General features: G+C 61.1%; 22 protein-coding genes. 5 read left to right on the top strand and 17 right to left on the bottom strand.

Annotation, left to right across the window (positions count from 1 at the left end):
• Positions 1-6 precede the first annotated feature (6 nt).
• The 7 genes from QMK52_RS08770 to QMK52_RS08740 all read right to left on the bottom strand — a co-directional run bounded on the left by QMK52_RS08770 (position 7) and on the right by QMK52_RS08740 (position 9078).
• On the bottom strand, positions 7-561 hold the full coding sequence (locus QMK52_RS08770) for a phosphonate degradation HD-domain oxygenase (protein WP_005792319.1): 555 nt from the start codon (positions 559-561) through the stop codon (positions 7-9).
• Complete coding sequence (locus QMK52_RS08765; RefSeq protein WP_005792320.1) at positions 561-1694, bottom strand: TIGR03364 family FAD-dependent oxidoreductase; 1134 nt, start codon at positions 1692-1694, stop codon at positions 561-563. The genes QMK52_RS08770 and QMK52_RS08765 overlap by 1 nt, the downstream gene beginning before the upstream one ends.
• 125 nt (positions 1695-1819) lie before the next feature.
• On the bottom strand, positions 1820-2842 hold the full coding sequence (locus tag QMK52_RS08760) for a putative 2-aminoethylphosphonate ABC transporter substrate-binding protein (protein ID WP_005792321.1): 1023 nt from the start codon (positions 2840-2842) through the stop codon (positions 1820-1822).
• 23 nt (positions 2843-2865) lie between these two features.
• Positions 2866-4578 (bottom strand): putative 2-aminoethylphosphonate ABC transporter permease subunit, encoded by a 1713-nt coding sequence (locus QMK52_RS08755; protein WP_122735857.1) that lies wholly within the window; start codon positions 4576-4578, stop codon positions 2866-2868.
• Position 4579: 1 nt separating this feature from the next.
• Positions 4580-5644 (bottom strand): putative 2-aminoethylphosphonate ABC transporter ATP-binding protein, encoded by a 1065-nt coding sequence (locus QMK52_RS08750; protein ID WP_078822573.1) that lies wholly within the window; start codon positions 5642-5644, stop codon positions 4580-4582.
• A gap of 247 nt (positions 5645-5891) precedes the next feature.
• Complete coding sequence (locus QMK52_RS08745) at positions 5892-6755, bottom strand: LysR family transcriptional regulator (RefSeq protein WP_005792324.1); 864 nt, start codon at positions 6753-6755, stop codon at positions 5892-5894.
• Positions 6756-6771: 16 nt separating this feature from the next.
• Positions 6772-9078 carry a heavy metal translocating P-type ATPase gene (locus QMK52_RS08740; RefSeq protein ID WP_320404018.1) on the bottom strand — a complete coding sequence of 769 codons (2307 nt, stop codon included), beginning with the start codon at positions 9076-9078 and terminating at the stop codon, positions 6772-6774.
• 85 nt (positions 9079-9163) lie between these two features.
• Here QMK52_RS08740 and cadR point away from each other — a divergent pair, with 85 nt between their 5' ends.
• Positions 9164-9604: a Cd(II)/Pb(II)-responsive transcriptional regulator gene (cadR, locus tag QMK52_RS08735; protein WP_103734214.1), complete on the top strand. Its 441-nt coding sequence runs from the start codon at positions 9164-9166 to the stop codon at positions 9602-9604.
• 132 nt (positions 9605-9736) lie between these two features.
• Here the strand turns inward: cadR and QMK52_RS08730 are convergent, their stop codons facing one another.
• On the bottom strand, positions 9737-10570 hold the full coding sequence (locus QMK52_RS08730; protein WP_005792328.1) for a thymidylate synthase: 834 nt from the start codon (positions 10568-10570) through the stop codon (positions 9737-9739).
• 51 nt (positions 10571-10621) lie between these two features.
• Complete coding sequence (gene lgt / locus QMK52_RS08725; protein WP_005792329.1) at positions 10622-11434, bottom strand: prolipoprotein diacylglyceryl transferase; 813 nt, start codon at positions 11432-11434, stop codon at positions 10622-10624.
• A gap of 216 nt (positions 11435-11650) precedes the next feature.
• On the opposite strand from lgt, the gene QMK52_RS08720 reads away from it, so the two are divergent.
• On the top strand, positions 11651-12397 hold the full coding sequence (locus QMK52_RS08720; RefSeq protein ID WP_320404017.1) for an NRDE family protein: 747 nt from the start codon (positions 11651-11653) through the stop codon (positions 12395-12397).
• Between the two features lie 98 nt (positions 12398-12495).
• Here QMK52_RS08720 and ptsP read toward each other — a convergent pair whose 3' ends face one another.
• Positions 12496-14775, bottom strand: a complete 2280-nt coding sequence (gene ptsP / locus QMK52_RS08715; protein ID WP_005792331.1) for a phosphoenolpyruvate--protein phosphotransferase — start codon at positions 14773-14775, stop codon at positions 12496-12498.
• A 22-nt stretch (positions 14776-14797) separates the two neighbouring features.
• A complete protein-coding gene (locus tag QMK52_RS08710; RefSeq protein ID WP_003176750.1) occupies positions 14798-15277 on the bottom strand; it encodes an RNA pyrophosphohydrolase in 480 nt (159 codons plus the stop codon).
• Positions 15278-15420: 143 nt separating this feature from the next.
• On the opposite strand from QMK52_RS08710, the gene QMK52_RS08705 reads away from it, so the two are divergent.
• Positions 15421-16077 (top strand): HAD family hydrolase, encoded by a 657-nt coding sequence (locus tag QMK52_RS08705; RefSeq protein WP_005792332.1) that lies wholly within the window; start codon positions 15421-15423, stop codon positions 16075-16077.
• A gap of 94 nt (positions 16078-16171) precedes the next feature.
• On the opposite strand, the gene QMK52_RS08700 is transcribed toward QMK52_RS08705, so the two are convergent.
• Entirely contained in the window at positions 16172-16585 is a 414-nt protein-coding gene (locus tag QMK52_RS08700) for a DUF2269 family protein (RefSeq protein ID WP_005792333.1), read from the bottom strand.
• A gap of 40 nt (positions 16586-16625) precedes the next feature.
• Entirely contained in the window at positions 16626-18140 is a 1515-nt protein-coding gene (gene ilvA / locus QMK52_RS08695) for a threonine ammonia-lyase, biosynthetic (protein ID WP_320404016.1), read from the bottom strand.
• A gap of 138 nt (positions 18141-18278) precedes the next feature.
• Here ilvA and rpiA point away from each other — a divergent pair, with 138 nt between their 5' ends.
• Positions 18279-18950 carry a ribose-5-phosphate isomerase RpiA gene (gene rpiA, locus QMK52_RS08690; RefSeq protein WP_005792336.1) on the top strand — a complete coding sequence of 224 codons (672 nt, stop codon included), beginning with the start codon at positions 18279-18281 and terminating at the stop codon, positions 18948-18950.
• 324 nt (positions 18951-19274) lie between these two features.
• Positions 19275-21221 (top strand): autotransporter domain-containing protein, encoded by a 1947-nt coding sequence (locus tag QMK52_RS08685; RefSeq protein WP_005792337.1) that lies wholly within the window; start codon positions 19275-19277, stop codon positions 21219-21221.
• Here the strand turns inward: QMK52_RS08685 and QMK52_RS08680 are convergent, their stop codons facing one another.
• The 4 genes from QMK52_RS08680 to QMK52_RS08665 all read right to left on the bottom strand — a co-directional run bounded on the left by QMK52_RS08680 (position 21222) and on the right by QMK52_RS08665 (position 25458).
• A complete protein-coding gene (locus QMK52_RS08680) occupies positions 21222-22130 on the bottom strand; it encodes an SdiA-regulated domain-containing protein (RefSeq protein ID WP_005792338.1) in 909 nt (302 codons plus the stop codon).
• Between the two features lie 121 nt (positions 22131-22251).
• Positions 22252-23175 carry an SdiA-regulated domain-containing protein gene (locus tag QMK52_RS08675; protein WP_320404015.1) on the bottom strand — a complete coding sequence of 308 codons (924 nt, stop codon included), beginning with the start codon at positions 23173-23175 and terminating at the stop codon, positions 22252-22254.
• Positions 23176-23375: 200 nt separating this feature from the next.
• Positions 23376-24041 (bottom strand): fumarylacetoacetate hydrolase family protein, encoded by a 666-nt coding sequence (locus tag QMK52_RS08670; RefSeq protein WP_005792340.1) that lies wholly within the window; start codon positions 24039-24041, stop codon positions 23376-23378.
• 22 nt (positions 24042-24063) lie between these two features.
• The gene (locus QMK52_RS08665) at positions 24064-25458 is read right to left on the bottom strand and encodes an FAD-binding oxidoreductase (RefSeq protein ID WP_005792341.1); all 1395 of its coding nucleotides are present in this window, start codon (positions 25456-25458) and stop codon (positions 24064-24066) included.
• Positions 25459-25484: the final 26 nt, after the last annotated feature.

The raw sequence follows: 25484 nt of genomic DNA, 5'->3' as shown, positions 1-25484 counted from the left end.
ACCCCTCTACGTAGCCAGTAGCCTCGCAGCCTTGGACTTGAGTATTTGCAAGTCCAACACCGGCACCTGCGTTTCCTTGGCTTGCTCGTCCCAGTGGCGCATGCGCAGGCTGATCTGGCACAGCGGATCCTGCTCAAATATCTGGGCCTCCTCGGCCGTCATCACGCCGCCCTGATATCCCAGGGTACGCCGGCTGGCCTCACTCAAGCCCGCGTAATAGCCCGGCTGGCTGAAGGTCAGGTAACGCTTGGCCGGTACGTGATATTCCACCAACTTGGCCATGCGTTCGCTAAAGCCTGCACGGCGCAAGTAATCCGCGCCCAGCCGCTCATGGCTGACCACGCCATAACCGCCCATGTTCTCGGCGCCCTGGCCGCAGAGATGGCCGATGTCGTGGAAGAACGCCGCCAGCACCACCTCATCATCAAAACCTTCGGCCATGGCCAACTGCGCGGCCTGGGACATGTGCTCGATCTGCGACACCGGTTCGCCGATGTAATCGGCCGTGCCATGTTGTTCGTACAAGCCAAACACTTGGGCAATCGCCTGTTCCGGGCTCATCACGTCTCTCCCCACAAGGTACTGATATTTCGCTCGGCCATCGCCGGCCCAACGCTCATGCCCACGCCGGTATGCATCAACGCGGCGCTGACACCGGGTGCCGCCTGCACAAACGAGAACGGCCCGGGCCCGCGAGCGCCGTAGACGCCTTGCCAGCGTTCGACCACCTGGATTTTGCAGCCCAGGGTCTGTTCGGCCAGCTCGATCATCCAGTCATCTACCTGCTCGGCATTGAAGGGCGACGGGTCGCTGTCGTAATGGTGGGAGTCACCGATGATCAGTTCGCCATGGGGTGTAGGGCTGATCAACAGGTGAATGCCGTGTTCCTGCAGATGCGGCGTTTCACGCAGGATCTGCGCCTGGACTGCAGCGGCCTCCGGCAGGTCGGCGAAAGCGCCGTAATGCACGCAACTCAAGCCGGTGAGCAGGGCGTGTTGCAGGTTCAGGTTCAGCACCGGCCGCGCACGCAGCATTTGCAGGCGGCAGGTCTGCGGGTTGAGCGGGGCGATGGATTCGGCCAACAGGGTCTGATAGTCGTGGCCGGAGCAGACGATGATCTGCTCGCCGCGAAAGCTGCCGGCCGTGCTGTGCAATTGGCCCGGTTCGACGTCGCGTACCAGCGTGGAGAAGTGAAATTCCACACTCAGGTGCTGGCTCAGGTAATGGATCAGCGCCGGGATCGCCTCGCGGGAATACAGTTGCTGATCGTCCTTGCCATGCAACGCGGCGCGGTGATGGCGGAACTGGCCGGCGTAGAGATCCTTCATCGCAGCGCCTTGCAGCAGCTCCACGTTATAGCCGTGCTCCCGGGCACGCCCGGCGCAAAAGGCTTCGAGCAACTGTTCTTCGGCCTCGGTGCGGGCGAACAGGTAGGAGCCATTGCGCTTGAGTGCAAGGCCCGCTGCTAGCGCCCATTGGCCCCAGATGTCGCGACTTTCCCGTGCCAGGTCGAGCATCGGGCCCGGCGGCTGGCCGGTGACCAGGGCCTGGCCGAAGTTGCGTACCGAGGCGCCCAGCGGTGTGGCGCTGCGCTCGAACACCTTGACCTTGAGGCCGCGCTTGGCGGCGGCATAAGCGTGGGACAGGCCGAGGATGCCGGCGCCGATGATCAGCAGGTCGCTGTGGTGTGTCATGGAGTGATGTCCTGAATTCGAAGCCGCTATCGCAGGCAAGCCAGCTCCCACATTTTGATGTGTGAATACCTTCAAATGTGGGAGCTGGCTTGCCTGCGAAGGGGCCATAAGCCCTAACGAAAACCTTACTGACCCGCCACCTTCTCCGACTTACCGTCATAGCGCTTGCGCCATTCAGCCAGGATGCTGTCGCGATTTTTCGAGGCCCAGGCAAAGTCGTTCTTGATCAGGCGCTGCTCGTAGTCGGCCGGCAATTCGGTCTGCGGCTTGGCGATACCCGGCTGGGCGAGGATGGCGAAGTTAGCCTTGTACAGCTCCATCGCCGCTGGGCTGGCGGAAAAGTCAGCGAGTTTTTTTGCCGCATCGGCGTGTGCGCTGCCCTTGACTACGGCGGTGGCTTCGATCTCCCAGCCCAGGCCCTCTTTGGGCAGAATGATGTCCAACGGGGCGCCCTGGCGTTTGAGTTGAATCGCCGGGTATTCAAAGGAAATCCCGATCGGGAACTCACCGGACGCCGCCAGCTTGCACGGCTTGGAGCCGGAGTGAACGTATTGGCCGATGTTCTGGTGCAGGTCGTCCATGTACTGCCAGCCTTGCTTCTCGCCGAAGGTCTGCAACCAGGCACTGACATCCAGAAAGCCCGTGCCGGACGATGCCGGGTTAGGCATGACGATCTTGCCCTTGTACTCAGGCTTGGTCAGGTCCTGCCAGCTCACCGGTTTGGTCAGGCCCTGCTTTTCGGCTTCGATGGTGTTGAAGCACAGGGTCGCAGCCCACACGTCCATGCCCACCCAGGCCGGCGGGTTGGCGGCGTCTCGGTAGTTTTTGCCGATCTTGTCCAAATCCTTGGGCGCGTAGTTGTCGAGCATGCCTTGCTGGTCGAGGATCGCCAGGCTTGAGGCGGCCAGGCCCCACACCACGTCAGCCTGCGGGCGGTCTTTTTCAGCCAGCAGCTTGGCGGTGATGATGCCGGTGGAATCGCGTACCCACTTGATCTCGATGTCGGGGTTGGCCTGTTCGAAGGCTTTTTTGTAGGTCTTCAACTGTTCGGCTTCAAGGGCCGTGTACACGGTCAATTCGGTCTTGGCGAAGGCATTCAGGCTGAATGCCGTGAGTACCGCAGCGACCAGCGCCAGGGGCTTGAACATGGAGCACCTCCTTCAGGGATGTTTTATTGGCCGGGCGCGGTCTGGCGCCAGGCTTGGGAGCGACGCAGCGCGCCACGTGAGGCCCACGCCAGCAACAGCGAGACGCCGACTGAGGTGAACAGGATCAGGGTCGACATGGCCGCCGCGCCGCCCACGTTGCCGGCGTCGTCCATGTTCAGCACGGCGACGGCGGCGAGGATGGTGTCGGGGCTGTAGAGAAAGATCGCGGCGGACACGGTGGTCATCGCCGACACAAACAGGTAGCGCAGGATATCCAGCAGCGCCGGCAGGCAGATCGGCACCGTGACGCGCCAATAGTGGCGGTACAACGGCGCCTTGAGCGACAACGCCGCCGCCTCGAACTCGGCGTCCAGCTGGCGCAGGGCGGTGGTCGCGGTCATCTGCGCGGTGGTCAGGTAGTGCGCAATGGTGCACACCACCAGCAACGCCATGCTCCCGTAGAACACGTGCAGCGGGTTGCCGTTGAGGTTGAAAAAGAACACGTAGCCCAAGCCGAGCACCAGCCCCGGCACCGCCATCGGTACGAAGCTGAGCATGCGCAGCGCCAGGTTCAGGCCCTTCTGGCCCTTGGTCTTCTCCATCAGGTAGGCGCCGGTGAAGATCAGCACACTGCCGATCAACGCCGTGCACAGCGCCATGGTCAGGCTGTTGCGGTAGGCCAGCCAGCCGCCGCCGGCGGTGTCTTCGAACTGGTAGTGGTTGAGCGATAGCGACAGGTTGTACGGCCAGAACTTCACCAGCGACGAATACACCGCCATCCCGAACACCAGCAGCAACACCGCGCAAATCAGCAACACGATGGCCAGGTAGCAACCGTCGCGCAGCCGCGATGGCGCGGGCAGAAACACCTGGGCGCGACCGCTCATCGAGTCGCCATGCCGACGGCGCAACCAGGCATCCACGCCGAAGCTGAACAGTGCCGGCAGCAGCAACACCATGCCGATCAACGCGCCGCGCCCGAACTGTTGCTGACCGACCACCGCCTTGTAGGCTTCCAGCGCCAACACCTGGTAATCACCGCCCACCACCACCGGCACACCGAAGTCGGTGATGGTCAGGGTAAACACCAGGCAGAACGCGGCGAACACTGCCTGGCGCGTGGCCGGCCAGGTAATGCTGCGAAACGCCCGGGCCGGGCTGGCGCCCATGCTCGACGCGGCATCGAACAAGCGTGCATCCGCCAGGGACAGCGCCGAGAGCAAGATCATCAAGGCATGGGGAAAGGTGTAGATCACTTCACCGAGCACAATGCCCCAGAAGCCGTAGATATTCTCCGAGAGCAAGCCGCGCAACATGCCCTGGTTGCCGAACAGATAGACCAGGGCAATGCCCGGCAGCATCGACGGCGCCATCAAGGGCAGCAATGACAAACCGCGCCAGACGGTCTTGCCGGGAATCAGCGTACGTTGCAGGGCGTAGGCAAACAGGTAGGCCAGCGGTACGACGATGGCCGCCACGCTGAGGGAAACTTTCAGGCTATTGCCCAGCAACCAGTGGAAGTTGGCGCTGGTCAGCAGTTCCCGCGCTGCCACCAGGCCACCGCCCTGCCCGGCTTCGCTGCTGAAGCCGCGCCAGAAGATCGCCAGCAACGGCAGCAGGACAGCCACCACCAACAGGCCGAGCCAGAGCCATTTGCCGCCGACTACAAAGAGGCGGTCGCCCCACTCGGCGCGGGACACCTGACGCGGTACCGGCAATGTCATGACGGCGGCCATCTCAGGCAAACACCTGCAGGCTGCGCGGCGGCAAGGCCACCCAGATGTCCTGGGCGCCCAGGCGTGGCATGGCTTCGGGTGCCAGTTCGGCCAGCAACGGATGGCCCGGCAACTGTTCCAGCTCAAAGCTCATGCGGCAGCGGTTGCCGAGGAAGGTAATTTCGCGAACCTTGGCCGGGAACAGGTTTTCTTCATGCACCGTCGGGTTGACGCTGATCGCTTCCGGGCGACAGAACAGGCGGCCCGACCTGGCCACACCCGCATCGTCGGCCAGGCGCATATTCATTCCGCCGACCTGGGCATGGCTGGCGCTGCTACGGCTGAACGGCAACCAGTTGCCCTGGCCGACAAACTCGGCCACGAACGGCGTGGCCGGGCGGTCGTAGATCTCCTGGGGCGTGGCGTACTGCTCGACCTTACCGTTGTTCATCACGGCAATGCGGTCGGCCATCAACATGGCTTCGTCCTGGTTGTGGGTCACCATCAAGGTGGTAATTCCCAGGCGCCGCTGCAATTGGCGCAGCTCGGTGCACAAATGCTCGCGCACACGGGCGTCGAGGGCCGACATCGGTTCATCCAGCAGCAATAACGAAGGGGCCGGCGCCAATGCACGGGCCAGAGCGACGCGCTGCTGCTGGCCGCCGGAGAGTTGGCCGGGGTATTTCTTTTCGCTGCCGACCAAACCGACCAGTTCAAGCATCTGCCCGACGCGCTTGCGCACTTCATCGCGGCCGCTGCCTGTGAGGCCGTAGCCGATGTTTGCTTCAACCGTGAGATTGGGGAACAGCGCGTAGGACTGAAACAGGATGCCGTAGTCTCGCGCCTGGGGCGGCAGCAGGGAAACGTCCCGCTCGCCCAGGTAAAGCTCACCGCTATCCTGGCGCTCCAGGCCGGCGATGCAGCGCAGCAACGTGGTCTTGCCGCAGCCGGACGGGCCCAGCAGGCACACCAGCTCGCCGGCGGCGACGTCCAGGGACACGTTGTCCAGCGCGGTGAAAGCGCCAAAGCGTTTCTGGATCCCGCGCACCTTCATGGGCGCGCCGGGTTGGGTCAGGGCTGTGTTCATGCAAGGCACCTCATCGAACGGATGAAGGCCATGCTAGGGAGGCAATGCGTAGTTGGTGTGGCAGAAAGGCAAAAGGAGGTGATAGTGGTATTGGTGGATTTGTGTAGGACTCATGGAGATGAGTTGCCTGTCCTACCGCTATCGGGAGCAAGCCCCCTCCCACAGTTGACTGGGTTCCAACATGAGAATGCGGTCAAAATGTGGGAGGGGGCTTGCTCTCGATTGGCCCTCAAGCCAGCCACAGAACTTAAATTGGCGACATTTCCTGAGCCAGGCCAAGGAATGCCGCCGGCAGCCGCGCACCTTTACGCTCTTTAAGGCAATACAGATACTCCGGAATCTGCGGCGCATTCTCGATGGTCAGCACACGCAATTGCGGATCATGGGGCACTTCCTGGCGAGCAATGATGCTGATGCCGATATTGCGCAGCACCGCCTCGCGAATCGACTCACGGCTGCCAATCTCCAGCAACGGCCCATACCCCACGCCGCCGCTTTTCAACAGTTCTTCGGTCAGCCTGCGGGTGGTGGAGCCGGCTTCACGCATCAACAGCGTATGCCCGGCCAGCGCGCTCAACGACACATGCTCAAGCTTGGCCAACGGGTGATTGCGATGTACCGCCAGCACCAGCGGGTCGGTGCCCAGCACGCGGCGGATCAGGCGCGGGTCGTCCAGCAATTGCGAAGAGGCCGCAACGTCGACGCGGTAATCATCCAGCGCTTCGAGCACCTGCTGGGAGTTGCCGATTTCCACCGACACTTCCACGTGCGGCAGGCGTTCACGAAAGGCTTTGACCAGGTCGAGAATGTAATACGGCGCCGTCGCGGCAATCCGCAGCGCGCCCTGGACCTGACCATTGTTGCGCAGGAAAAACTCGATATCCGCTTCCTGCTGCAACAGCGTCTTGACCATCGGCAACAGCCGCGCACCTTCGTCGCTGACCGTCAGGCGACGGCCGCCGCGATAGAACAGCTCAACGCCGTATTGGCTTTCCAGGTTGCGAATCTGGGTGGTCACCGTGGGCTGGCTCAGGCCGAGTTTTTTCGCCGCCTGGGTGATACTGCCCAAGCGGGCGACCATGAAAAACGCCTTTAACTCAGCACTCAGCACACCACCCTCTCATCCTCTATTTGCGCAACAGGCGCAGGCCATTGAACACCACCAGCAAACTCACGCCCATGTCGGCGAAGACCGCCATCCACATGGTCGCCATGCCCATGAAGGTCACGGCCAGGAAAATCGCCTTGATCACCAGCGCCAGGGCGATGTTCTGCTTGAGGATACTCGACGTTTGCCGCGACAGCCGAATGAAAGCCGGAATCTTGCGCAGATCATCATCCATCAGCGCCACGTCAGCGGTCTCGATAGCCGTGTCAGTGCCCGCCGCTGCCATGGCAAAGCCGATCTCGGCACGGGCCAGAGCCGGGGCGTCATTGATGCCATCGCCGACCATGCCCACCCGATGGCCTTGGCCGTAGAGGGTTTCGATGGCTTGCAGCTTGTCGGTGGGCAACAGGTCACCCTGGGCCTGGTCGATGCCGACTTGGGTGGCAATCGCCTGGGCGGTGTGGGTGTTGTCGCCGGTGAGCATCAGGGTTTTGATGCCCAGGTCGTGAAGTTGCTGGATGGCTTCGCGACTGCTGTCCTTGACTGTGTCGGCCACGGCAAACAGCGCCAGGGGGCCGGACTTGTCCAGCAGTAGCACGACGGACTTGCCTTGTTTTTCCAGGGCGAAGAGTTTTTCTTCCAGCGCCTCTGAGCACAGGCCGAGGTCTTCCACCAGGCGGTGGTTGCCCAAGTGATAGGTCTGGCCATTGATGTCGCCGCGCACACCGCGCCCGGCCAGGGCCTCGAAGTTATCCACAGCATGAGTTGACAGGTTTTTATCCACAGCCGCGTTGGCAATCGCCAGTGACACCGGGTGGTCGGAACGCCCGGCCAAACTGGCGGCCAGGGCCGGGGCGCTGTCTTCAAGATTCGGGAACAGCGGCAGGTAATCGGTTTGCACCGGTTTGCCGTGGGTGATGGTGCCAGTCTTGTCGAGCGCCAGGTAGTCGAGCTTGTAACCGCCCTCCAGGTACACGCCGCCCTTGATCAGGATGCCTTTGCGCGCTGCGGCGGCCAGGCCGCTGACGATGGTCACCGGTGTGGAGATCACCAAGGCACACGGGCAGGCAACCACCAGCAGCACGAGGGCGCGATAGATCCAGTCGAACCACACGCCCGCCATGAACAGCGGCGGAATCACCGCCACACCCAGGGCAAACAGGAACACCGCCGGGGTGTAGACCTTGGAAAAACTGTCGACAAAGCGCTGGGTCGGTGCGCGCGCGCCTTGGGCCTGTTCCACCGCGTGAATGATTCGCGCCAGGGTGGAATTGTTGGCGGCTGCGGTGACTTTATATTCCAGGGAGCCTGCCTGGTTGATGGTGCCGGCAAAGACCTTATCGCCCACCGTCTTCTCAATCGGCAGGCTTTCCCCGGTGATCGGCGCCTGGTCGATAGTGGACTGGCCGGCGCTGACTTCACCGTCCAGGCCGATACGCTCGCCGGGTCTTACCCGCACGATCGCGCCCAGTTCTATGCTTTTGACTTCCTGTTCCAACCATGAACCGTCAGCCTGGCGCACGGTGGCCTGCTCCGGGGTCATCTGCATCAAGCCGCTGATGGCATTGCGCGCCCGATCCAGGGACTTGGCCTCAATCAATTCGGCCACGGTAAACAGGAACATCACCATCGCCGCTTCAGGCCACTGACCAATCAGGATGGCGCCGGTCACCGCGATGCTCATCAGCGCGTTGATGTTCAGGTTGAGGTTTTTCAGGGCAATCCAGCCCTTTTTGTAGGTGGTCAAGCCGCCGCTGAGGATCGACACCAGCGCCACCAGTGCGATCACCCAGGTCGGTGCCACACCGGTGAAGTGCAGCACTTCGGCACCCAGGGCGCCCACGCCCGACACTGCCAATGGCCACCAATGCTTCTTGGCCGGCGGCGCGGCAGCGGGGCTGCCTTCCTCGATAGGGTCGGCCTGCATACCGATGGACTTGATCGCCGCAATGATCGGCGCCGTGCTCGGCAGGTCATGGGTGACACCGAGGATGCGGTTGATCAGGTTGAATTCCAGTTGCTGCACGCCGGCGAGCTTGCCCAGTTTGTTCTGGATCAGCGTCTGCTCGGTGGGGCAGTCCATGGCTTCGATGCGGAAGGTGCTCAGGCGCGAGCCGGCGGTGGGCGCTTCGCTCAGGGTCACCACGGCAGGCCCGGCAGCGCCGGAACAGCAGGAGCCTGAGTGGCCGTGGCTATCCACCGGCGTGAGTTTTGCCGGGGCGTGATCATGTGGGTGATCGTGACCATGATCGTGCGGGTGATCATGAGCATGGTCATGATCGTGCTTGTGGTCGTGCTTGTGTGGGGTGTGAATGGAGTGGCTCATCAGGTCGCGTCCGTAAAGGTGCCTGTTGCCAAGTAAAGACCCTGTAGCCACTATAGGGTCAAGCACCCATGTGGAGATTGCTGCGATGAAGATCGGCGAACTGGCCAAACTCACCGACTGCCCGGTGGAAACCATCCGTTATTACGAGAAGGAAAGCCTGCTGCCACCGCCTGCGCGCACTGAGGGCAACTACCGGGTCTATACCCAGGCGCACACCGAGCGGCTGATCTTTATCCGCAACTGCCGCAGCCTGGACATGACCCTCGAAGAAATCCGCAGCCTGTTAGGCCTACGCGACAGCCCCCAGGACCAGTGCGAGAGCGTGAATGCGTTGATCGACGAACATATCCACCACGTGAAAGCGCGGATCGATGGGTTACTGGCGTTGCAGGAGCAGTTGCTGGACCTGCGCCAACGCTGTGGCGGTGGGGATCAGTGCGGGATTTTGCAGCAGTTGGAGGTCAGCGGAGGGATTGCGGCCAGTGAGGCTGAGCCTTCACACGTGGGCAGAAGCCACGGCCACTAAACTCAAGCGAACACGCAACCCATGTGGGAGCTGGCTTGCCTGCGATAGCGGTGGGCCCGCGACATTGATGTCGCCTGACACTCCGCTATCGCAGGCAAGCCAGCTCCCACAGTTTTTTACCGCGATGGGCCGTTAGATAGCCACGTCGGCCTTGATGCTTGGGTCAGCGTCATAACCCACGATCTCGAAATCTTCGAACTTGTAGTCGTAGATCGAAGCTGGCTTGCGCTTGATCACCAGCTCCGGCAGCTTTTTCGGCGTGCGCGCCAGCTGGGTCTGGATCTGTTCCATGTGGTTGCTGTAAGCGTGGGTGTCGCCAGTGGTGACAATGATCTCGTGAGGGATCAGGTCGCATTGCTGGGCCAGCATATGGGTCAGCAACGCCAGCGCGGCGGTGTTATACGGCAGCCCCAGGAATACGTCAGAGCTGCGGATATACAGCTGCATCGACAGATGGCCGTCATGCACGAACGCCTGATACAGCAAGTGGCACGGCGGCAGGGCTTGCTTGCCGTTGCGCGCGTTTTCCTGCGGGCTCTGGGTTTCGTCCGGCAGGTACTCGACGTTCCAGCCGTGGAACAGGATGCGGCGGCTGTTGGGGTTGGTCTTGAGCGTGTGCACCATGTAGTCGATCTGGTTGATCGTGCCGCCATCTTTGGTAGGCCAGGCGGTCCATTGCTCGCCGTACACCGGGCCCAGGTCACCGTCTTCGGTGGCCCATTCATCCCAGATCTTCACGCCATTTTCGTTGAGCCATTTGATGTTGGTGTTGCCGCTCAACATCCAGATCAGCTCGTTGGCGATGCTTTTGAAGTGCAGTTTCTTGGTGGTCAGCAGCGGGAAGCCGTCGGCCAGGTTATGCCGATACTGACGGGCGAACACGGCCTTGGTGCCGGTGCCGGTACGGTCGCCCTTGGTCAGGCCATTGGTCACGACGTCGTGCAGCAGTTCCAGATATTGCTTCATTTGAGTACCTGTATCGTTGAAGCCGAGGCGGGCAAACCTCGGCGTTCGAATTTAAAGCGCGGCGTTCTTCAGCGGCTGCGGGCGGTTGTAAGCCCACCACAACATGCCCAGGCCCGCCAGGATCATCGGCAGGCTGAGCACCTGACCCATGGTCAGCCAGCCCCACGCCAGGTAGCCCAACTGCGCATCCGGCACCCGAACGAACTCGACGATAAAGCGGAAAATCCCGTAGAACAGCGCGAACATGCCCGACACGGCCATGGTAGGGCGTGGCTTGCGCGAGAAGAGGTAAAGAATAAGGAACAGCGCCACACCTTCCAACGCAAACTGATACAGCTGCGACGGGTGGCGCGGCAGTTGCGCCGGGTCGCTGAACGGCGGGAACACCATGGCCCACGGCACGTCGGTCGGCTTGCCCCACAATTCGGCGTTGATAAAGTTGCCAATGCGCCCGGCACCCAGGCCGATCGGCACGAACGGCGCCACAAAATCCATCAACTGGAAGAACGACTTGCCGTTGCGGCGCCCGAACCACCAGGCGGCGATCATCACGCCGACAAACCCGCCGTGGAACGCCATGCCGCCCTTCCACACTTCGAAAATCAGCGTCGGGTTGGCGATATACGCAGACAGGTCGTAGAACAGCACATACCCCAGGCGCCCACCGACGATCACCCCCATCGACATCCAGAACACCATGTCGGAGAGTTTCTCCTTGGTCCAGGTCGGGTCGAAACGATTCAGGCGCCGGGAAGCCAGCAGCCAGGCACCGCCGATGCCGATCAGGTACATCAACCCGTACCAGTGGATTTTCAGCGGACCAATGGCCAGGGCCACCGGGTCGATCTGCGGGTAAGGCAGCATTGCGACTCCTCGTTAAAACATTTAGTCATGACGCACCGGACCATGCCGATGTGCGATTAAGCCTGCGTTACAGCGGCGAGATCAAATTAAGAAGTTCACATACACGCCAAATAGCCCGGCATGTTAACGGATGGAAGGTGAACGGCCCAACTTCGTTACGATGGAACGCCTGCACATCTGTGGGTAGAGTGGCAAAAACACAAAAGGGGTCACCCGATGTGCCTGATTGTTTTCGCCTGGCGACCGGGCCATGCCCAACCGCTGATCGTCGCGGCCAACCGCGATGAGTTCTATGCCCGCCCCAGCCTGCCGCTGGCCCAGTGGCCGGATGCGCCGCAGGTCTACGCTGGCCGCGATCAGGAGGCCGGGGGCACTTGGTTGGGTGTAAGCGCGGATGGGCGTTTTGCTGCGCTGACCAATATCCGCGACCCGCACCAGCCACCGGCACGCAAGTCGCGGGGCGAGCTGGTGGCGCGCTTTCTCAGTGGATCGCTGCCCATTGATGACTATTTAGCCGACGTTAACGGACGCTCGATTGAATATGCCGGGTTTAACCTGCTGGTTGGCACGCGGGATGAGCTGTGGCATTACAACGCCAATGATACCGAGCCGACGTTGCTGGCAGCAGGAGTCTATGGGCTGTCCAATGCCGGGCTGGATACGCCGTGGCCGAAGTTGCTCAAAGCCAAGGCTGCATTCAGCGCGTTATTGGAAGACCCACAGCCGGAAGCCTTGCTGGGGATTTTGAGCGATCCGCAAACGGCACCGTTTGCTGATCTGCCGGACACCGGCGTAGGCCTGGCGACCGAAAGCCTGCTGTCGAGCGTGTTTATCGCCAGCCCCAGTTATGGGACACGGGCGAGCACGGCGCTGATTGTGAATGCCGATGGGACGCGCAGGATGCTGGAGCGTAGCTTTGGCCCGCACGGCGGGCGGCTGGGCGAGGTCGAACTGGAAATCTGACGGCGCTTGGACTGACGTCATCGCAGGCAAGCCAGCTCCCACATTTGGAATGCAGTTCCCTGTGGGAGCTGGCTTGCCTGCGATGAAGGCGCCTCGGTCTAGAGGGTTTTCGCCGAGGCCGGGTTGATCATCCGGGTCAGCCCGAGGTTCTTCAGCGCCAACTGCAACGAGCTGTGAATAACTTGCGGGTTGTCGATGGTCATCAACTGCGCGAGCAAATCCTTGGCCATGCCCAGGTCAACCTGGCGCAACATCCACTTCACCTTCGGCAAGTTGGTGGCGTTCATCGACAGGCTGTCAAAGCCCATCGCCATCAGCAACACCGCAGCGGCCGGGTCGCCAGCCATCTCACCGCAGATACTCACCGGCTTGCCTTCGGCATGGGCGTCGCGCACCACGTGTTGCAACGCTTGCAACACCGCCGGGTGCAGGTAGTCGTAGAGGTCGGCCACCCGTGGGTTGTTACGGTCCACCGCCAGCAGGTACTGGGTCAGGTCGTTGGAGCCCACCGAGAGGAAGTCCACCTGCCGCGCCAACTCCTTGGCCTGGTATACCGCTGCGGGAATTTCGATCATCACGCCAATCGGCGGCATCGGTACGTCGGCGCCTTCGTCGCGTACTTCGCCCCAGGCGCGGTGGATCAGGTGCAGGGCTTCTTCCAGCTCATGGGTGCCGGAGATCATCGGCAGCAGGATACGCAGGTTGTTCAACCCCTCGCTGGCCTTGAGCATGGCGCGGGTCTGGACGAGGAAGATTTCAGGATGGTCGAGGGTAACGCGAATGCCACGCCAGCCAAGGAAGGGGTTGTCTTCCTTGATGGGGAAATACGACAGTGACTTGTCGCCGCCAATGTCCAGGCTGCGCATCGTCACTGGTAGCGGGTGGAAGGCCTGCAGTTGCTCGCGATAAATCGCCAGCTGCTCCTTCTCGCTCGGAAAACGCTGGTTGATCATGAACGGCACTTCGGTGCGGTACAGCCCCACCCCCTCAGCGCCTCGTTGCTGCGCACGCGCTACATCCGCCAGCAGGCCGGTGTTGACCAGCAGCGGTACGCGGTGACCGTCGAGGGTGACGCACGGCAGCTCGCGCAACGAATCGAGGCCCTGGGCCAGTTGCTTCTCTTCTTCCACCACTTCGGCGTATTGCTTGCGCAGCACGTCGCTGGGGTTGGTAAATACCTCGCCGCGATGCCCATCGACGATCATGTCGATGCCGTCGACCTTTGAATACGGCAGGTCCACCAGGCCCATCACCGTCGGGATGCCCATGGCCCGGGCCAGGATCGCGACGTGGGAGTTACCCGAGCCCAATACCGAGACCAAGCCCACCAGCTTGCCCTCAGGCACTTCGCCGAGCTGAGTGGCCGTCAGCTCTTCGCTGACCAGGATGGTGTTATCGGGGAAGACCATGTTGGTGCTGCGGTCTTCCTGCAGGTACGCCAGCAGGCGGCGACCCAGGTCGCGCACATCCGAAGCCCGCTCGCGCAGGTAGGCGTCGTCCATCATTTCGAAACGGTTGACGTGATCGGTGACCACCTGGCGCAACGCGCCCTGGGCCCACTGGCCGGTCTTGATCACGGTTTTGACTTCGTTACCCAGGGACGCGTCGTCGAGCATCATCTGGTACACGTCGAACAGCGCACGCTCTTCGGGGCGCAGCTGGGTGGCCAGCTTGTTCGACAGGTTGCGCATGTCGGCGCGCACGCCTTCCAGGGCGGTCTTGAACAGTTTGATTTCGGCTTCGATGTCGTGGACGGTCTTGTCCGGTACCACATCGAGGTCGGCCGGCGGCAGCATGACCACCGCCGTACCCACCGCAGCACCCGGCGAGCCGGGCACGCCGACGAACTTGGCTTCCTGGATGCCCTTGCCCTGGCGCCCCAGGCCGCGGATCGAGCCGGTGGCTTCAGCGTGGGCGATAACCCCGGCCAACTGCGCGCTCATGGTCACCAGGAAGGCTTCTTCACCTTCATCGAACTGGCGACGTTCTTTTTGCTGGATGACCAACACGCCGACAACGCGGCGGTGGTGGATGATCGGCGCCCCCAGGAACGAGGCGTAGCGCTCTTCACCGGTTTCGGCGAAGTAGCGATAACGCGGGTGGTCGGCCGCATGTTCGAGGTTCAGGGGTTCTTCACGCGTCCCCACCAGGCCCACCAGACCTTCATTGGGCGCCATGCTGACCTTGCCGATGGAGCGCTTGTTCAAGCCCTCCGTGGCCATCAGCACAAAACGGTTGGTCTCGGGGTCCAGCAGGTAAACCGAGCAGACCTGGCTGCCCATGGCTTCCTTGACGCGCAACACAATAATCCCCAACGCCGCCTTGAGATCCTTGGCGGAGTTAACTTCCTGGACGATCTTGCGCAGCGTATTGAGCATGGCTCGGGGTCGAACTCCGTCGTCAGTCGCGCGCTAAAAGGCGCGGGGCAAGCTCTTTGAGAGCGCGGCGGTAAACCTCGCGCTTGAATGTCACCACCTGGCCCAACGGGTACCAATAGCTGACCCAGCGCCAGCCATCGAACTCCGGTTTACCGGTCAAATCCATCCGCACCCGCTGCTCGTTGGAGATCAGGCGCAAAAGAAACCATTTCTGCTTCTGGCCGATGCACAGCGGTTGGCTGTGGGTACGCACCAGGCGTTGCGGCAAACGATAGCGCAACCAGCCACGGGTACAGGCCAGAATCTGCACATCTTCACGCTCAAGGCCGACTTCTTCGTTCAACTCACGGTACAAGGCGTCTTCAGGGGTTTCGTCGGGGTTTATCCCACCTTGAGGAAACTGCCAGGCATCTTGGTTGATTCGGCGAGCCCATAGCACCTGTCCGGCATCATTCGTAAGAATAATCCCGACATTAGGACGGAAACCATCGGGGTCGATCACGGCAACAACCTCGCAAACGCATGTCGCCGCATTGTTCCACAAAGATTGTTCCAGCGGCAACGAGGCTTCTTACCTTATGTGCACTCTTGTGAAAAGACCGTATTCTGGACGCCTTTTTACAGACTTTTCAGCGAGTAACTGCAATGCGCCTGGCTTTATTCGACTTGGACAACACCCTTCTCGGCGGTGACAGCGATCACGCCTGGGGCGATTACCTGTGTGAGCGTGGGATTCTCGACCCGGTGGCCTACAAGGCCCGCAACGACGAGTTCTACCAGGACTACCTGGCCGGCAAGCTCGACAATGCTGCCTACCTGAACTTCAGCCTGGAAATCCTCGGCCGTACCGAGATGGCCCAGTTGGACGAGTGGCACCGCGACTTCATGCGCGACTGCATCGCCCCGCTGATGCTGCCCCTGGCGGCGCAATTGCTGGCCAAACACCGCGCCGCCGGCGACAAGCTGGTGATCATCACTGCGACCAACCGCTTCGTCACCGCGCCGATTGCCGAGTTGCTGGGCGTCGAGACCCTGATCGCCACCGAATGCGAAATGCTCGACGGCCGCTATACCGGGCGCAGCACCGATATACCGTGCTTTCGTGAAGGCAAAGTGACGCGCTTGAACCGTTGGTTGGAAGAGACTGGGTACAGCCTGGAAGACAGCTACTTCTATAGCGACTCGATGAATGATTTGCCGTTGCTGGAGCAGGTGACGCATCCGGTGGCGGTGGACCCGGATCCGAATTTGCGCGCTGAAGCGCAGAAGCGGGGCTGGCCGGTGATCACTCTGCGCAGCTGATGACGCTATCGCAGGCAAGCCAGCTCCCACATTTGGAATGCATTCCCCTGTGGGAGCTGGCTTGCCTGCGATGAAGGCGACGCGGCCTAACGCTTTAAACCGGCTTGGCGCCCATCAGCCCTGCAATCGCCACAAACCCCACCAGGCTGACCACCGCCAGCACCAGGGTAAAATTCAGGCTGCCGCCCTCACCTTTGCGCAGGCGATTAAGGCGCGCCACCAGCCAGAACCACGCCAGCGCCGCCACGGTGTAGAGGATGCTGGAGCCTAAAATCCAGGTTTGCCCCAGGGGCCAGCCGATCAGGTGCACCAGCCACCAACCGGTGAACGGCATACTGACCAGGCAAATGCCCATCAGCAGCCACACGAACGCCCATGGGCGTTGCACGGTAACCGCCGGGCCGGCGCTGCGTTTACGCCAGGCCAGTACGGCCAGGCCGAGGCCGCTGAGCAGCAGCAACACGGTGGCGGTGATGTGGATAACCTTGAGGGTGGTCAGTGTTTCCATGGTCTCGATTCCTTAAAGGCCGCTCAGTCAGCGTAGTCGCTCAACCGAGGAACAACTGGTAGGCCGGGTTTTCGCTTTCATCCCAGTACGGGTAGCCGATTTCAGCCAGGGCTGCCGGCACCAGGTGGCGCTCGTCCGCCGGCACTTGCAGCCCGGCGACCACACGGCCGTCCGCTGCACCGTGGTTGCGATAGTGGAACATCGAAATGTTCCAGCGCCCGCCCAGCTTGTGCAAGAAGTTGAACAAGGCGCCCGGACGCTCCGGAAATTCGAAGCGAAACACCACCTCATCGCTGACTTTGGCCGCATGGCCGCCCACCATATGGCGAATGTGCAACTTGGCCAGTTCGTTTTCGGTCAGGTCCAGCACGGGGAAACCCTGGCTGGTCAGGCTGGCGATCAGTGCGCTGCGCGGATCGTTTTCCGGGTGGGTCTGCACGCCGACGAAGATGTGCGCTTCGCTGCCAGAGTGGTAGCGGTAATTGAATTCGGTGATCTGGCGCTTGCCCACGGCCTCGCAGAACGCCTTGAAACTGCCCGGCTGCTCGGGAATGGTTACCGCGATGATGGCTTCGCGGCCTTCACCCAGCTCGGCGCGCTCGGCCACATGGCGCAGGCGATCGAAGTTGACGTTGGCGCCGGAGTCGATGGCGACAAAGGTCTGGCCGCTGACGCCGCGAGTCTCGACGTACTTCTTGATCCCGGCCACGCCCAACGCGCCTGCCGGCTCGGTGATGGAGCGCGTGTCGTCGTAGATATCCTTGATCGCCGCGCAGATTTCATCGGTGCTGACGGTGATCACTTCATCCACATGATCCTTGCAGATGTCGAAGGTGTGCTGACCGATCTGAGCCACCGCCACGCCATCGGCAAAGATTCCCACGGTCGGCAGCACCACGCGCTCGCCTGCCGCCATGGCGGCTTGCAGGCAGTTGGAGTCGTCCGGCTCAACGCCGATGATCTTGATTTCCGGACGCAGGTATTTCACATACGCCGCAATACCGGCGATCAGCCCGCCGCCGCCCACCGGTACGAAAATCGCGTCCAGCGGCCCAGGGTGCTGACGCAGGATTTCCATCGCCACGGTGCCCTGCCCGGCAATGGTGTGCGGATCATCGTAGGGGTGAATGTAGACGTAGCCTTTTTCGTCGACCAGCTTGAGCGAGTAGGCCAGCGCTTCCGGGAAGGAATCGCCGTGCAACACTACTTTGCCACCACGGGAGCGCACGCCTTCGACCTTGATCTCCGGGGTAGTCTTGGGCATCACGATAGTGGCCTTGACCCCCAACACCTTTGCCGCCAGGGCCAGACCCTGGGCATGGTTGCCCGCCGAAGCCGTCACCACCCCACGCGCACGCTCTTCAGCGGTCAGTTGGGTCAGCTTGTTGTAGGCGCCACGAATCTTGAACGAGAACACCGGCTGCAAGTCTTCGCGCTTGAGCCAAATCTTGTTACCCAGCCGCTCGGAGAGCTGGCGGGCAGTCTGCAAAGGGGTTTCCACGGCAACGTCGTAAACGCGCGAGGTGAGGATTTTTTTGACGTAGTGTTCAAGCATCGGCAGGCATCTACTTCACGGGTTGGGCAGGACCAAGGAGTCTAACCCAGCGTTTGGCCGGGCGACCACACGAATCCCGAGGTTTTGTTGGGTTATACTCGCCGCCCTCGATAACTCCCCGCCCGTTCCGGAGCCCGCATGACCCAGGATCAACTCAAACAGGCAGTGGCCCAGGCCGCCGTCGATTTAATCCTTCCCAAACTCGACGACAAGAGCATCGTCGGTGTCGGCACCGGCTCCACTGCCAACTGCTTTATCGACGCACTGGCCCAGCACAAGGGCGCATTCGACGGCGCCGTGGCGAGTTCCGAAGCCACCGCTGCACGCCTTAAAGGCCATGGCATTCCGGTGTACGAGCTCAACACCGTGAGCGATCTGGAGTTCTACGTGGACGGCGCCGATGAAAGCGACGAACACCTGAACCTGATCAAAGGCGGCGGCGCAGCCCTGACCCGCGAGAAGATCGTCGCGGCCGTGGCCAAGACCTTCATCTGCATCGCCGATGCCAGCAAGCTGGTGCCGGTACTCGGTGCATTCCCGCTGCCGGTGGAAGTCATCCCCATGGCCCGCAGCCACGTGGCCCGCGAGCTGGTAAAACTGGGCGGCGACCCGGTATACCGCGAAGGTGTACTGACCGACAACGGCAACATCATCATTGATGTGTTCAATATGCAGATCACCAATCCGGTGGAGCTGGAGACGCAGATCAACGCCATAGTGGGCGTGGTCACCAACGGCCTGTTCGCTGCGCGCCCGGCGGATGTGTTGCTGCTGGGTACCTCCGAAGGCGTGAAAACCCTCAAGGCTTAACAACTGTGGGAGGGGGCTTGCTCCCGATGGCAATGTATCAGGCAGCTAATCTGTAGCTGACATTCCGCTATCGGGAGCAAGCCCCCTCCCACATTTGAGAGCCCTCGCTGTAACAAAAACGCTACCTTTCGCAGCACTCCTCTCCAAAACCGTGCGCTCGGTCACGGCACGCACCGCCCCACCTGGTATCCAATCCGTTACAAATTACAGCCACGCGACCCACGCGTTTAACAGTGCGCCAATTTGCAGCCGCCCACGGAATGAGGCGCGCATTGTGCAAAGGGTCTGGGCCTGAACATCTCCCTCACCTCAAGGAAGACCCTTGTGATCAAGCCCCTCGCCTTCGCCATCAGCGTTGCCGGTGCCCTGCTGTCCACGCAAGCCCACGCCTACGATTACGGCCAGCACGCCAACACCACCCTGGAAAAACTGATCAACGACTACCCTGGCAGGTATCGCGGCACGGCTAATTTCGCCGGCGCTGCGGATTGGATGCAAAGTCAGATGGGCACGGCCTATGCCACCAGCCGCCAGGACTTCACCTGGAACAGCGGCAGCCGTGCGTCACAAAACGTTGTGACCTACGCTGCCGGCACCCAGCCGCAGTACGTGGTGATTGGCGCGCATTTCGATACCTACTTCGGCCGCCCGGCCCTGCAAGGCCTGGACGACAATGGCTCCGGCGCCAGCGTGTTGACCGAGGTGGCGAAGAACCTCAGCGGCCTGTCATTGGAAAATGGCCTGCAAGTAGTCGGCTTCGGCGCGGAAGAAGAAGGCTTGCGCGGCTCCCGGGCCTTTGTCGACTCACTCAGCGCCAGCCAGCGCGCCAATATACTCGCGATGATCAACCTCGACAGCTTGATCACCGGCGACATGATGTACGCCCACGCCGGCCAGAACAGCACCGCCAACCCGGCCTTGGCGTCCTTGCGCGAGCATACGTTGCAGATCGCCAAGGAGCTGAACATCCCACTGTTCACCAACCCCGGCCTGGACCCGAAATACCCCAAGGGCACGGGCTGTTGCAGTGATGGCGAGGCCTTTGAACCGCTCAACATCCCAATCCTTTATATAGAAGCCACTAATTGGGAACTGGGCGACCTGGACGGCTACACCCAGACCGACAACCCGAAAATCCCCGGCGGCTCCACCTGGCACGACCCTAAAGAAGACAACAAGGCCGTGCTCACCGATGCCTTCGGCCAGGCGCGCATCGACCAGCGCCTGCGTGACTACTCGCGCCTGCTCAGCCGCCTGGTGCTGGAACTGACCAACGCCGACCTGATGGCCTCAACGGCGTCCGGCGGTGCCGTTGCACGCAACATGCAAGACAACCTGCAACGCCAGCATCAGGCCCTGGTGCGCCTGCATGATCGCCGCTGGCTGAGCCTGCAGGCCGCTAGCCGTGAGGTCGGCAGCTTTGATGGCGAGATCGGCGTGGATGGCGAATACAGCCCGGACAGCGGCTTCGACAGCGCTCCCAACCCCGAAGCCCGGCGCCTGGGCCTGCATGCGCTTGGCGACTATCAACTGACCTCGAGCCTGAATATCGGCGCCAGCCTGAGCTACCTCAATGGGCGCGACAAACTCGAGCATCGCGGCAAACTGGACAGCGACACTTGGCAGGCAGCCGCCTATGCATTGCTCAATGATGGCGGGCCAAGCTGGTTGGCCGGCGACCTGAGCGTCGGCCACACGCGCTTCGATTCCAAGCGCAACCTGGTCATCCAGGCCAATGGCGGGCCGATCCTGCTCAATCAGCAATTGACCGGCGAGGCCGATGCCCTGGCGTTGGGCGCACGGGTCTTGGGCGGCTATGACTTTGACTTCGGCGCCCTCAAGAGCGGGCCTTTCGCCGGTCTGGACTACAGCCACTACCGCATCGACAAGTTCCACGAAAAGCAGAACCTGCGCACAGCCCTGGAGTATGAAGAACAGTCTTTCGATTCCCTGGAAGCCAGCCTCGGCTGGCGCGTGCGTGGCGCGGTTGCCCTGCCCTATGGCCTGAGCCTGATGCCGTATGGCGACATCGCCTGGGTCAAGGAACTGGCCGACGGCCGCCTGGACGACCTGCAACTGACGGCACGCGCCGATGGCCAGGCGCGCACCGCTCGGCTCGGCTCACCGGACAAGAGCTTTGGCCGCGCGCAAGTCGGCAGCCAATTGGCGATCACCCCACAGCTGGGTGTATACGCCGAGGTCAATGGCCGCCTGGGGCATGCCGAAGGCAGCCAAACCGGCTATTCACTGGGCGTGCAATGGATGTTCTGATCAGGGCTTCTTGAACACGTAGAACAGGTTCGGCTCGCTGACCAAATACAAGGTACCGTCGTCGTCCATGGCGATTCCTTCGGCCTGGGGCACGCGCTTGCTCAGGCCATGGCGCCCCTTAAGCAATGACAAACTGCTTAAGGGGCGACCGTCGATATCCAGCTCCAATACCAGGAACGACTCATCCGACAGCGCCAGCAGATGGCCGCTGCGTTCGTCGTATTGCAGGCTCGACAGATCGCGTACAAACAGCCCTGCATCGCGCTTGGGGTTGTTGATCACATGTACCGAGTAGGTTTTTTCCGGTTTGAAATGCGGGAAGCCGTGGACCTCGTAGATCAGCATCGGGTCGCGCTCCTTGGCCACGAACAGGCGCTTGCCCACTGAGTCGTAGGCCAACCCTTCGAAACCCTTGTTGCCACCGATGTGCACGCCCAAGGTCATTTGCTCTGCATCGGCAGCGTCGAGGAATTGGGTGTCATCGTCCACATGCACCTTGATCAAGCGCTGCTGGCGCTCATCGCTGATGACGTAAATGTTGTCACTGATAAACTCCACAGCCTCTGCATCGCCAAACCCCACCAGTGGAATGCGTCGCAGGATCTTGCCCTCCAGGGACAGCTCCACCAGCTCGGCGTTTTTATTGGTGACGGTAAACAGGCTTTTGCGCACCGGATCGTAAGTGAGGGCCGAGACATCATCGTCGAGCCCTTCGATCACCTGGCCTTCCAGGGTCACGCGGTAATCCGCCAGGCCAATGGCGCGCTCATCGGCAGGCTGGCGCCACACCTGCCAGTTGAACCAGGCACGCTCGAACAGACGAAACTGCTGCGCAACGACCCCGGCGGCAACCAGGGCAAGCAACAGCAAGATGAAAACAGCAGGTTTGGGGCGGGCAAGTCGACGCATCGGGGCGGGCTCAGTGAAAAAACTGGCGAATAGATATCAAGGTCGCCTGAATTTAAACTTAAACGCGCCGAACTGTCTGGCGAATGCCGTTTATAAAGAAAAGTCTGACGTAATTCGTCAGTTATTTTTGCTTTTCAAAACGATAGAACAAGTTGGGTTCACTGACCATGTACAGGTTGCCGCTCTCATCCAGGGTCACCCCTTCGGCGCGCGGGATGGTGTCTTTCAGGCCGTTGAAGCCACCGAGCAAGGTCATGAAGCTGACTTGCTCGCCTGATTCGTCCAGTTCCAGCAACAGGTGGGAATCGGCCGACAGCACCAGCAAGTGCCCAGTGCGCGGGTCAATGGACAAGGCCGAAAGGTTGCGCACATCCAGTTCGGTGCTGGCCAGCTTTTGCTTGTCGCCGGTCAGCGTGTTGCCATCGCTCTTCCACGTGAACAAGGCCGGCGGCCGCTCTTCGCCCAGCACAAGCTGCTGATTGCGCTTGTTCCACGCGATCGCTTCAAAGGCTTTGTTCTGGTCTTTGGAGGGGCCCAGGTCATGGCTTGGGAAATCAGCTTTGTTCAGCGCTGTGGTGCCGGCGTCCACCTTTACCACGGTCACAGTGTGGTCGCGTTCATCTACCACGGCCATCGAGCCGTTTTCCATCACCGTCACGCCCTCAGGATTGTTCCAGCCATTGAGCGGCATCTTGCGCAATACGTCGCCTTGCAGGCTCAGCTCTACCAGAAACGGGTTTTTGCCCATGACGGAAAACAGGGTTTTGGTCTGGGGGTTGTAGGACAGGTCGGAAGCCTCATCCTTCTCCATACCGGGCAGCAGCTTGGCGTCGATGACCGCCTGATAGTCCGGGAGCCAAACACTCTCCTGGCGTTCAACCGGGCTCTCGAAGCGCTCCAGCACCCACAGCACACCGCGATCATCCCAGTGCATGGCCCAGGCCACGCCATACAGAATGGCACCGGCCAAAAATACCCAGGAATACCAGCGCATGGACAAGCGCGAGCGAAGCGAGGTTTTCGAAGTGGGTAGAGGCACGGCCATTGAGCGCTTTTCCGGAAAGTCAGCTGTATGGGATAGCACAGGATTCAACGGCCTGCGCGCAAGAGGCTGGGATTATCCGGATGGCGTGTGAAAAAAATGCAAAAGCCCATACTTGGGATATACACAAAACCAATGTGGGAGGGGCGGTGCGACGATTCGACTTGCTCCCCCCACATTTTTTACCGCATTTCTACAGTGAGTCAGCGCACAGTACTTTCGAAACGGTTCACACCCGCCAGCTCCAACACCAGTTCATCCCCCACATTCAATGGGCCAACACCTGCCGGGGTGCCGGTGAGAATCACATCACCCGCCTGCAGGGAGAAGCAACCAGCCATGTACTGAATCATCGGCACGATCGGGTTGAGCATCTGCGCGCTGTTGCCATCCTGGCGCACTTCGCCGTTGATGGTCAGGCGTATGCCGATGTCGGTCACGTCCGCAAAGGTACTGCTGACCACAAAGGGGGCAAGCACCGCCGCGCCGTCGAAGCACTTGGCGATTTCCCACGGCAGGCCCTTGGATTTCAGCTCGGCCTGTTTGTCGCGCAGGGTCAGGTCCAGCGCCGGGGCGAAGCCGGAGATGGCGTCGAGGACTTCTTCGCGGTTTGGCTTGTTCGACAACGGCTTGCCGATCAACACCGCGATTTCCACCTCGTAATGCACCGAACCGCGTTCGGTGGGAATCGCAAAACCACCTTCCAACGGCACTACGCAGCTACCGGGCTTGATGAACAGCAAAGGCTCGGTGGGCACCGGGTTATCCAGTTCCTTGGCGTGTTCGACGTAGTTACGCCCGATGCACACCAGTTTGCCCACAGGGAAGTGGATGTTGGTGCCGTCGACATACTTGTGCTGGTAGCTCATGGAACGACTCCTTCAGGTGCGGTTAAACCGCGAAGATTTTGCCAGGGTTCATGATCCCGTTCGGGTCGAACACGGCCTTCACAGCCTTCATGTACTCGATTTCAACCGGCGAGCGGCTGTAGGTCAGGTAATCACGCTTGGTCATGCCCACGCCGTGTTCAGCGGAAATCGAGCCGTTGTACTTGGCGACGGTTTCGAACACCCACTTGTTCACGGTGGCACACTTGGCGAAGAACTCGTCCTTGCTCAGGTTTTCGGGCTTGAGGATGTTCAAGTGCAGGTTACCGTCACCGATATGACCGAACCAGACGATTTCGAAATCCGGGTAGTGTTCGCCGACGATCGCATCAATTTCGCTCAAGAATGCCGGCACTTTGGAGACGGTGACCGAAATATCGTTCTTGTACGGTGTCCAGTGGGAGATGGTCTCGGAGATGTACTCGCGCAGCTTCCACAGGTTGTGCAACTGGGTTTCACTCTGGCTCATCACGCCGTCCAGTACCCAGCCCTGCTCGACGCAATGCTCGAACGTTTCCAACGCATGGTTGGCGACTTCTTCAGTGGTGGCCTCGAATTCCAGTAGCGCGTAGAACGGGCACTCGGTTTCGAATGGCGCCGGCACATCGCCACGGCCGAGGACTTTAGCCAGGGCCTTGTCGGAGAAAAATTCGAAGGCGGTCAGGTCCAGCTTGCTCTGGAACGCGTGCAGCACCGGCATGATCGAGTCGAAGTCGGTGGTGCCGAGTACCATGGCGGTGAGGTTTTTCGGGGCACGGTCCAGGCGCATGGTGGCTTCGACCACAAACCCCAGGGTGCCCTCGGCGCCGATAAACAGCTGGCGCATGTCGTAGCCGGTGGCGTTTTTGATCAGGTCGCGGTTCAGTTCCAGCACATCGCCCTTGCCGGTAACAACTTTCATGCCGGCCACCCAATTGCGGGTCATGCCGTAGCGAATCACCTTGATCCCGCCGGCATTGGTGCCGATATTGCCGCCAATCTGGCTGGAACCGGACGAGGCAAAATCCACCGGATAGTACAGGCCGTTTTCTTCAGCGACGTTCTGCAATTGCTTGGTGACCACGCCCGGCTGGCACACGGCGGTGCGGTCGGTGAGGTTCACGTCGAGGATCTGGTTCATATAGTCGAACGACACCACCACTTCGCCATTGGCCGCGACTGCCGCTGCCGACAGGCCGGTGCGCCCACCGGACGGCACCAGTGCTACCTTGTGCTCGTTGGCCCAACGGACGATGGCCTGCACCTGCTCGGTGGTCTTGGGAAACACGATAGCGCTGGGCGCGGGGGCGAAGTGCTTGGTCCAATCCTTGCCGTAAGCCTCCAGGGAGTCGGCATCGGTCAGCACTTTGCCGGGCTCAACCAGGGTCTTTAGCTCATCAATCAGGGCAGGATGGGTCATCGACAGAACTCTCGAACAATTCATGG

The organism is Pseudomonas sp. P9_2 (assembly GCF_034008255.1).
GTDB classification, from domain to species: domain Bacteria; phylum Pseudomonadota; class Gammaproteobacteria; order Pseudomonadales; family Pseudomonadaceae; genus Aquipseudomonas; species Aquipseudomonas synxantha_A.
Note: the sequence above shows the minus strand (reverse complement) of the source record. Positions and strands in the feature narration are given on the sequence as shown.

Excerpts from the sequence above, each read along its gene's own strand:
- QMK52_RS08675 (WP_320404015.1), bottom strand. The coding sequence starts at position 23,175 with ATGGCCGTGCCTCTACCCACTTCGAAAACCTCGCTTCGCTCGCGCTTG.
- cadR (WP_103734214.1), top strand. The coding sequence starts at position 9,164 with ATGAAGATCGGCGAACTGGCCAAACTCACCGACTGCCCGGTGGAAACC.
- QMK52_RS08700 (WP_005792333.1), bottom strand. The coding sequence starts at position 16,585 with ATGGAAACACTGACCACCCTCAAGGTTATCCACATCACCGCCACCGTG.
- rpiA (WP_005792336.1), top strand. The coding sequence starts at position 18,279 with ATGACCCAGGATCAACTCAAACAGGCAGTGGCCCAGGCCGCCGTCGAT.
- QMK52_RS08770 (WP_005792319.1), bottom strand. The coding sequence starts at position 561 with ATGAGCCCGGAACAGGCGATTGCCCAAGTGTTTGGCTTGTACGAACAA.
- QMK52_RS08665 (WP_005792341.1), bottom strand. The coding sequence starts at position 25,458 with ATGACCCATCCTGCCCTGATTGATGAGCTAAAGACCCTGGTTGAGCCC.
- QMK52_RS08760 (WP_005792321.1), bottom strand. The coding sequence starts at position 2,842 with ATGTTCAAGCCCCTGGCGCTGGTCGCTGCGGTACTCACGGCATTCAGC.
- QMK52_RS08720 (WP_320404017.1), top strand. The coding sequence starts at position 11,651 with ATGTGCCTGATTGTTTTCGCCTGGCGACCGGGCCATGCCCAACCGCTG.
- QMK52_RS08680 (WP_005792338.1), bottom strand. The coding sequence starts at position 22,130 with ATGCGTCGACTTGCCCGCCCCAAACCTGCTGTTTTCATCTTGCTGTTG.
- QMK52_RS08730 (WP_005792328.1), bottom strand. The coding sequence starts at position 10,570 with ATGAAGCAATATCTGGAACTGCTGCACGACGTCGTGACCAATGGCCTG.
- QMK52_RS08705 (WP_005792332.1), top strand. The coding sequence starts at position 15,421 with ATGCGCCTGGCTTTATTCGACTTGGACAACACCCTTCTCGGCGGTGAC.
- ilvA (WP_320404016.1), bottom strand. The coding sequence starts at position 18,140 with ATGCTTGAACACTACGTCAAAAAAATCCTCACCTCGCGCGTTTACGAC.
- ptsP (WP_005792331.1), bottom strand. The coding sequence starts at position 14,775 with ATGCTCAATACGCTGCGCAAGATCGTCCAGGAAGTTAACTCCGCCAAG.
- QMK52_RS08755 (WP_122735857.1), bottom strand. The coding sequence starts at position 4,578 with ATGGCCGCCGTCATGACATTGCCGGTACCGCGTCAGGTGTCCCGCGCC.
- QMK52_RS08740 (WP_320404018.1), bottom strand. The coding sequence starts at position 9,078 with ATGAGCCACTCCATTCACACCCCACACAAGCACGACCACAAGCACGAT.
- QMK52_RS08750 (WP_078822573.1), bottom strand. The coding sequence starts at position 5,644 with ATGAACACAGCCCTGACCCAACCCGGCGCGCCCATGAAGGTGCGCGGG.
- QMK52_RS08670 (WP_005792340.1), bottom strand. The coding sequence starts at position 24,041 with ATGAGCTACCAGCACAAGTATGTCGACGGCACCAACATCCACTTCCCT.
- QMK52_RS08765 (WP_005792320.1), bottom strand. The coding sequence starts at position 1,694 with ATGACACACCACAGCGACCTGCTGATCATCGGCGCCGGCATCCTCGGC.
- lgt (WP_005792329.1), bottom strand. The coding sequence starts at position 11,434 with ATGCTGCCTTACCCGCAGATCGACCCGGTGGCCCTGGCCATTGGTCCG.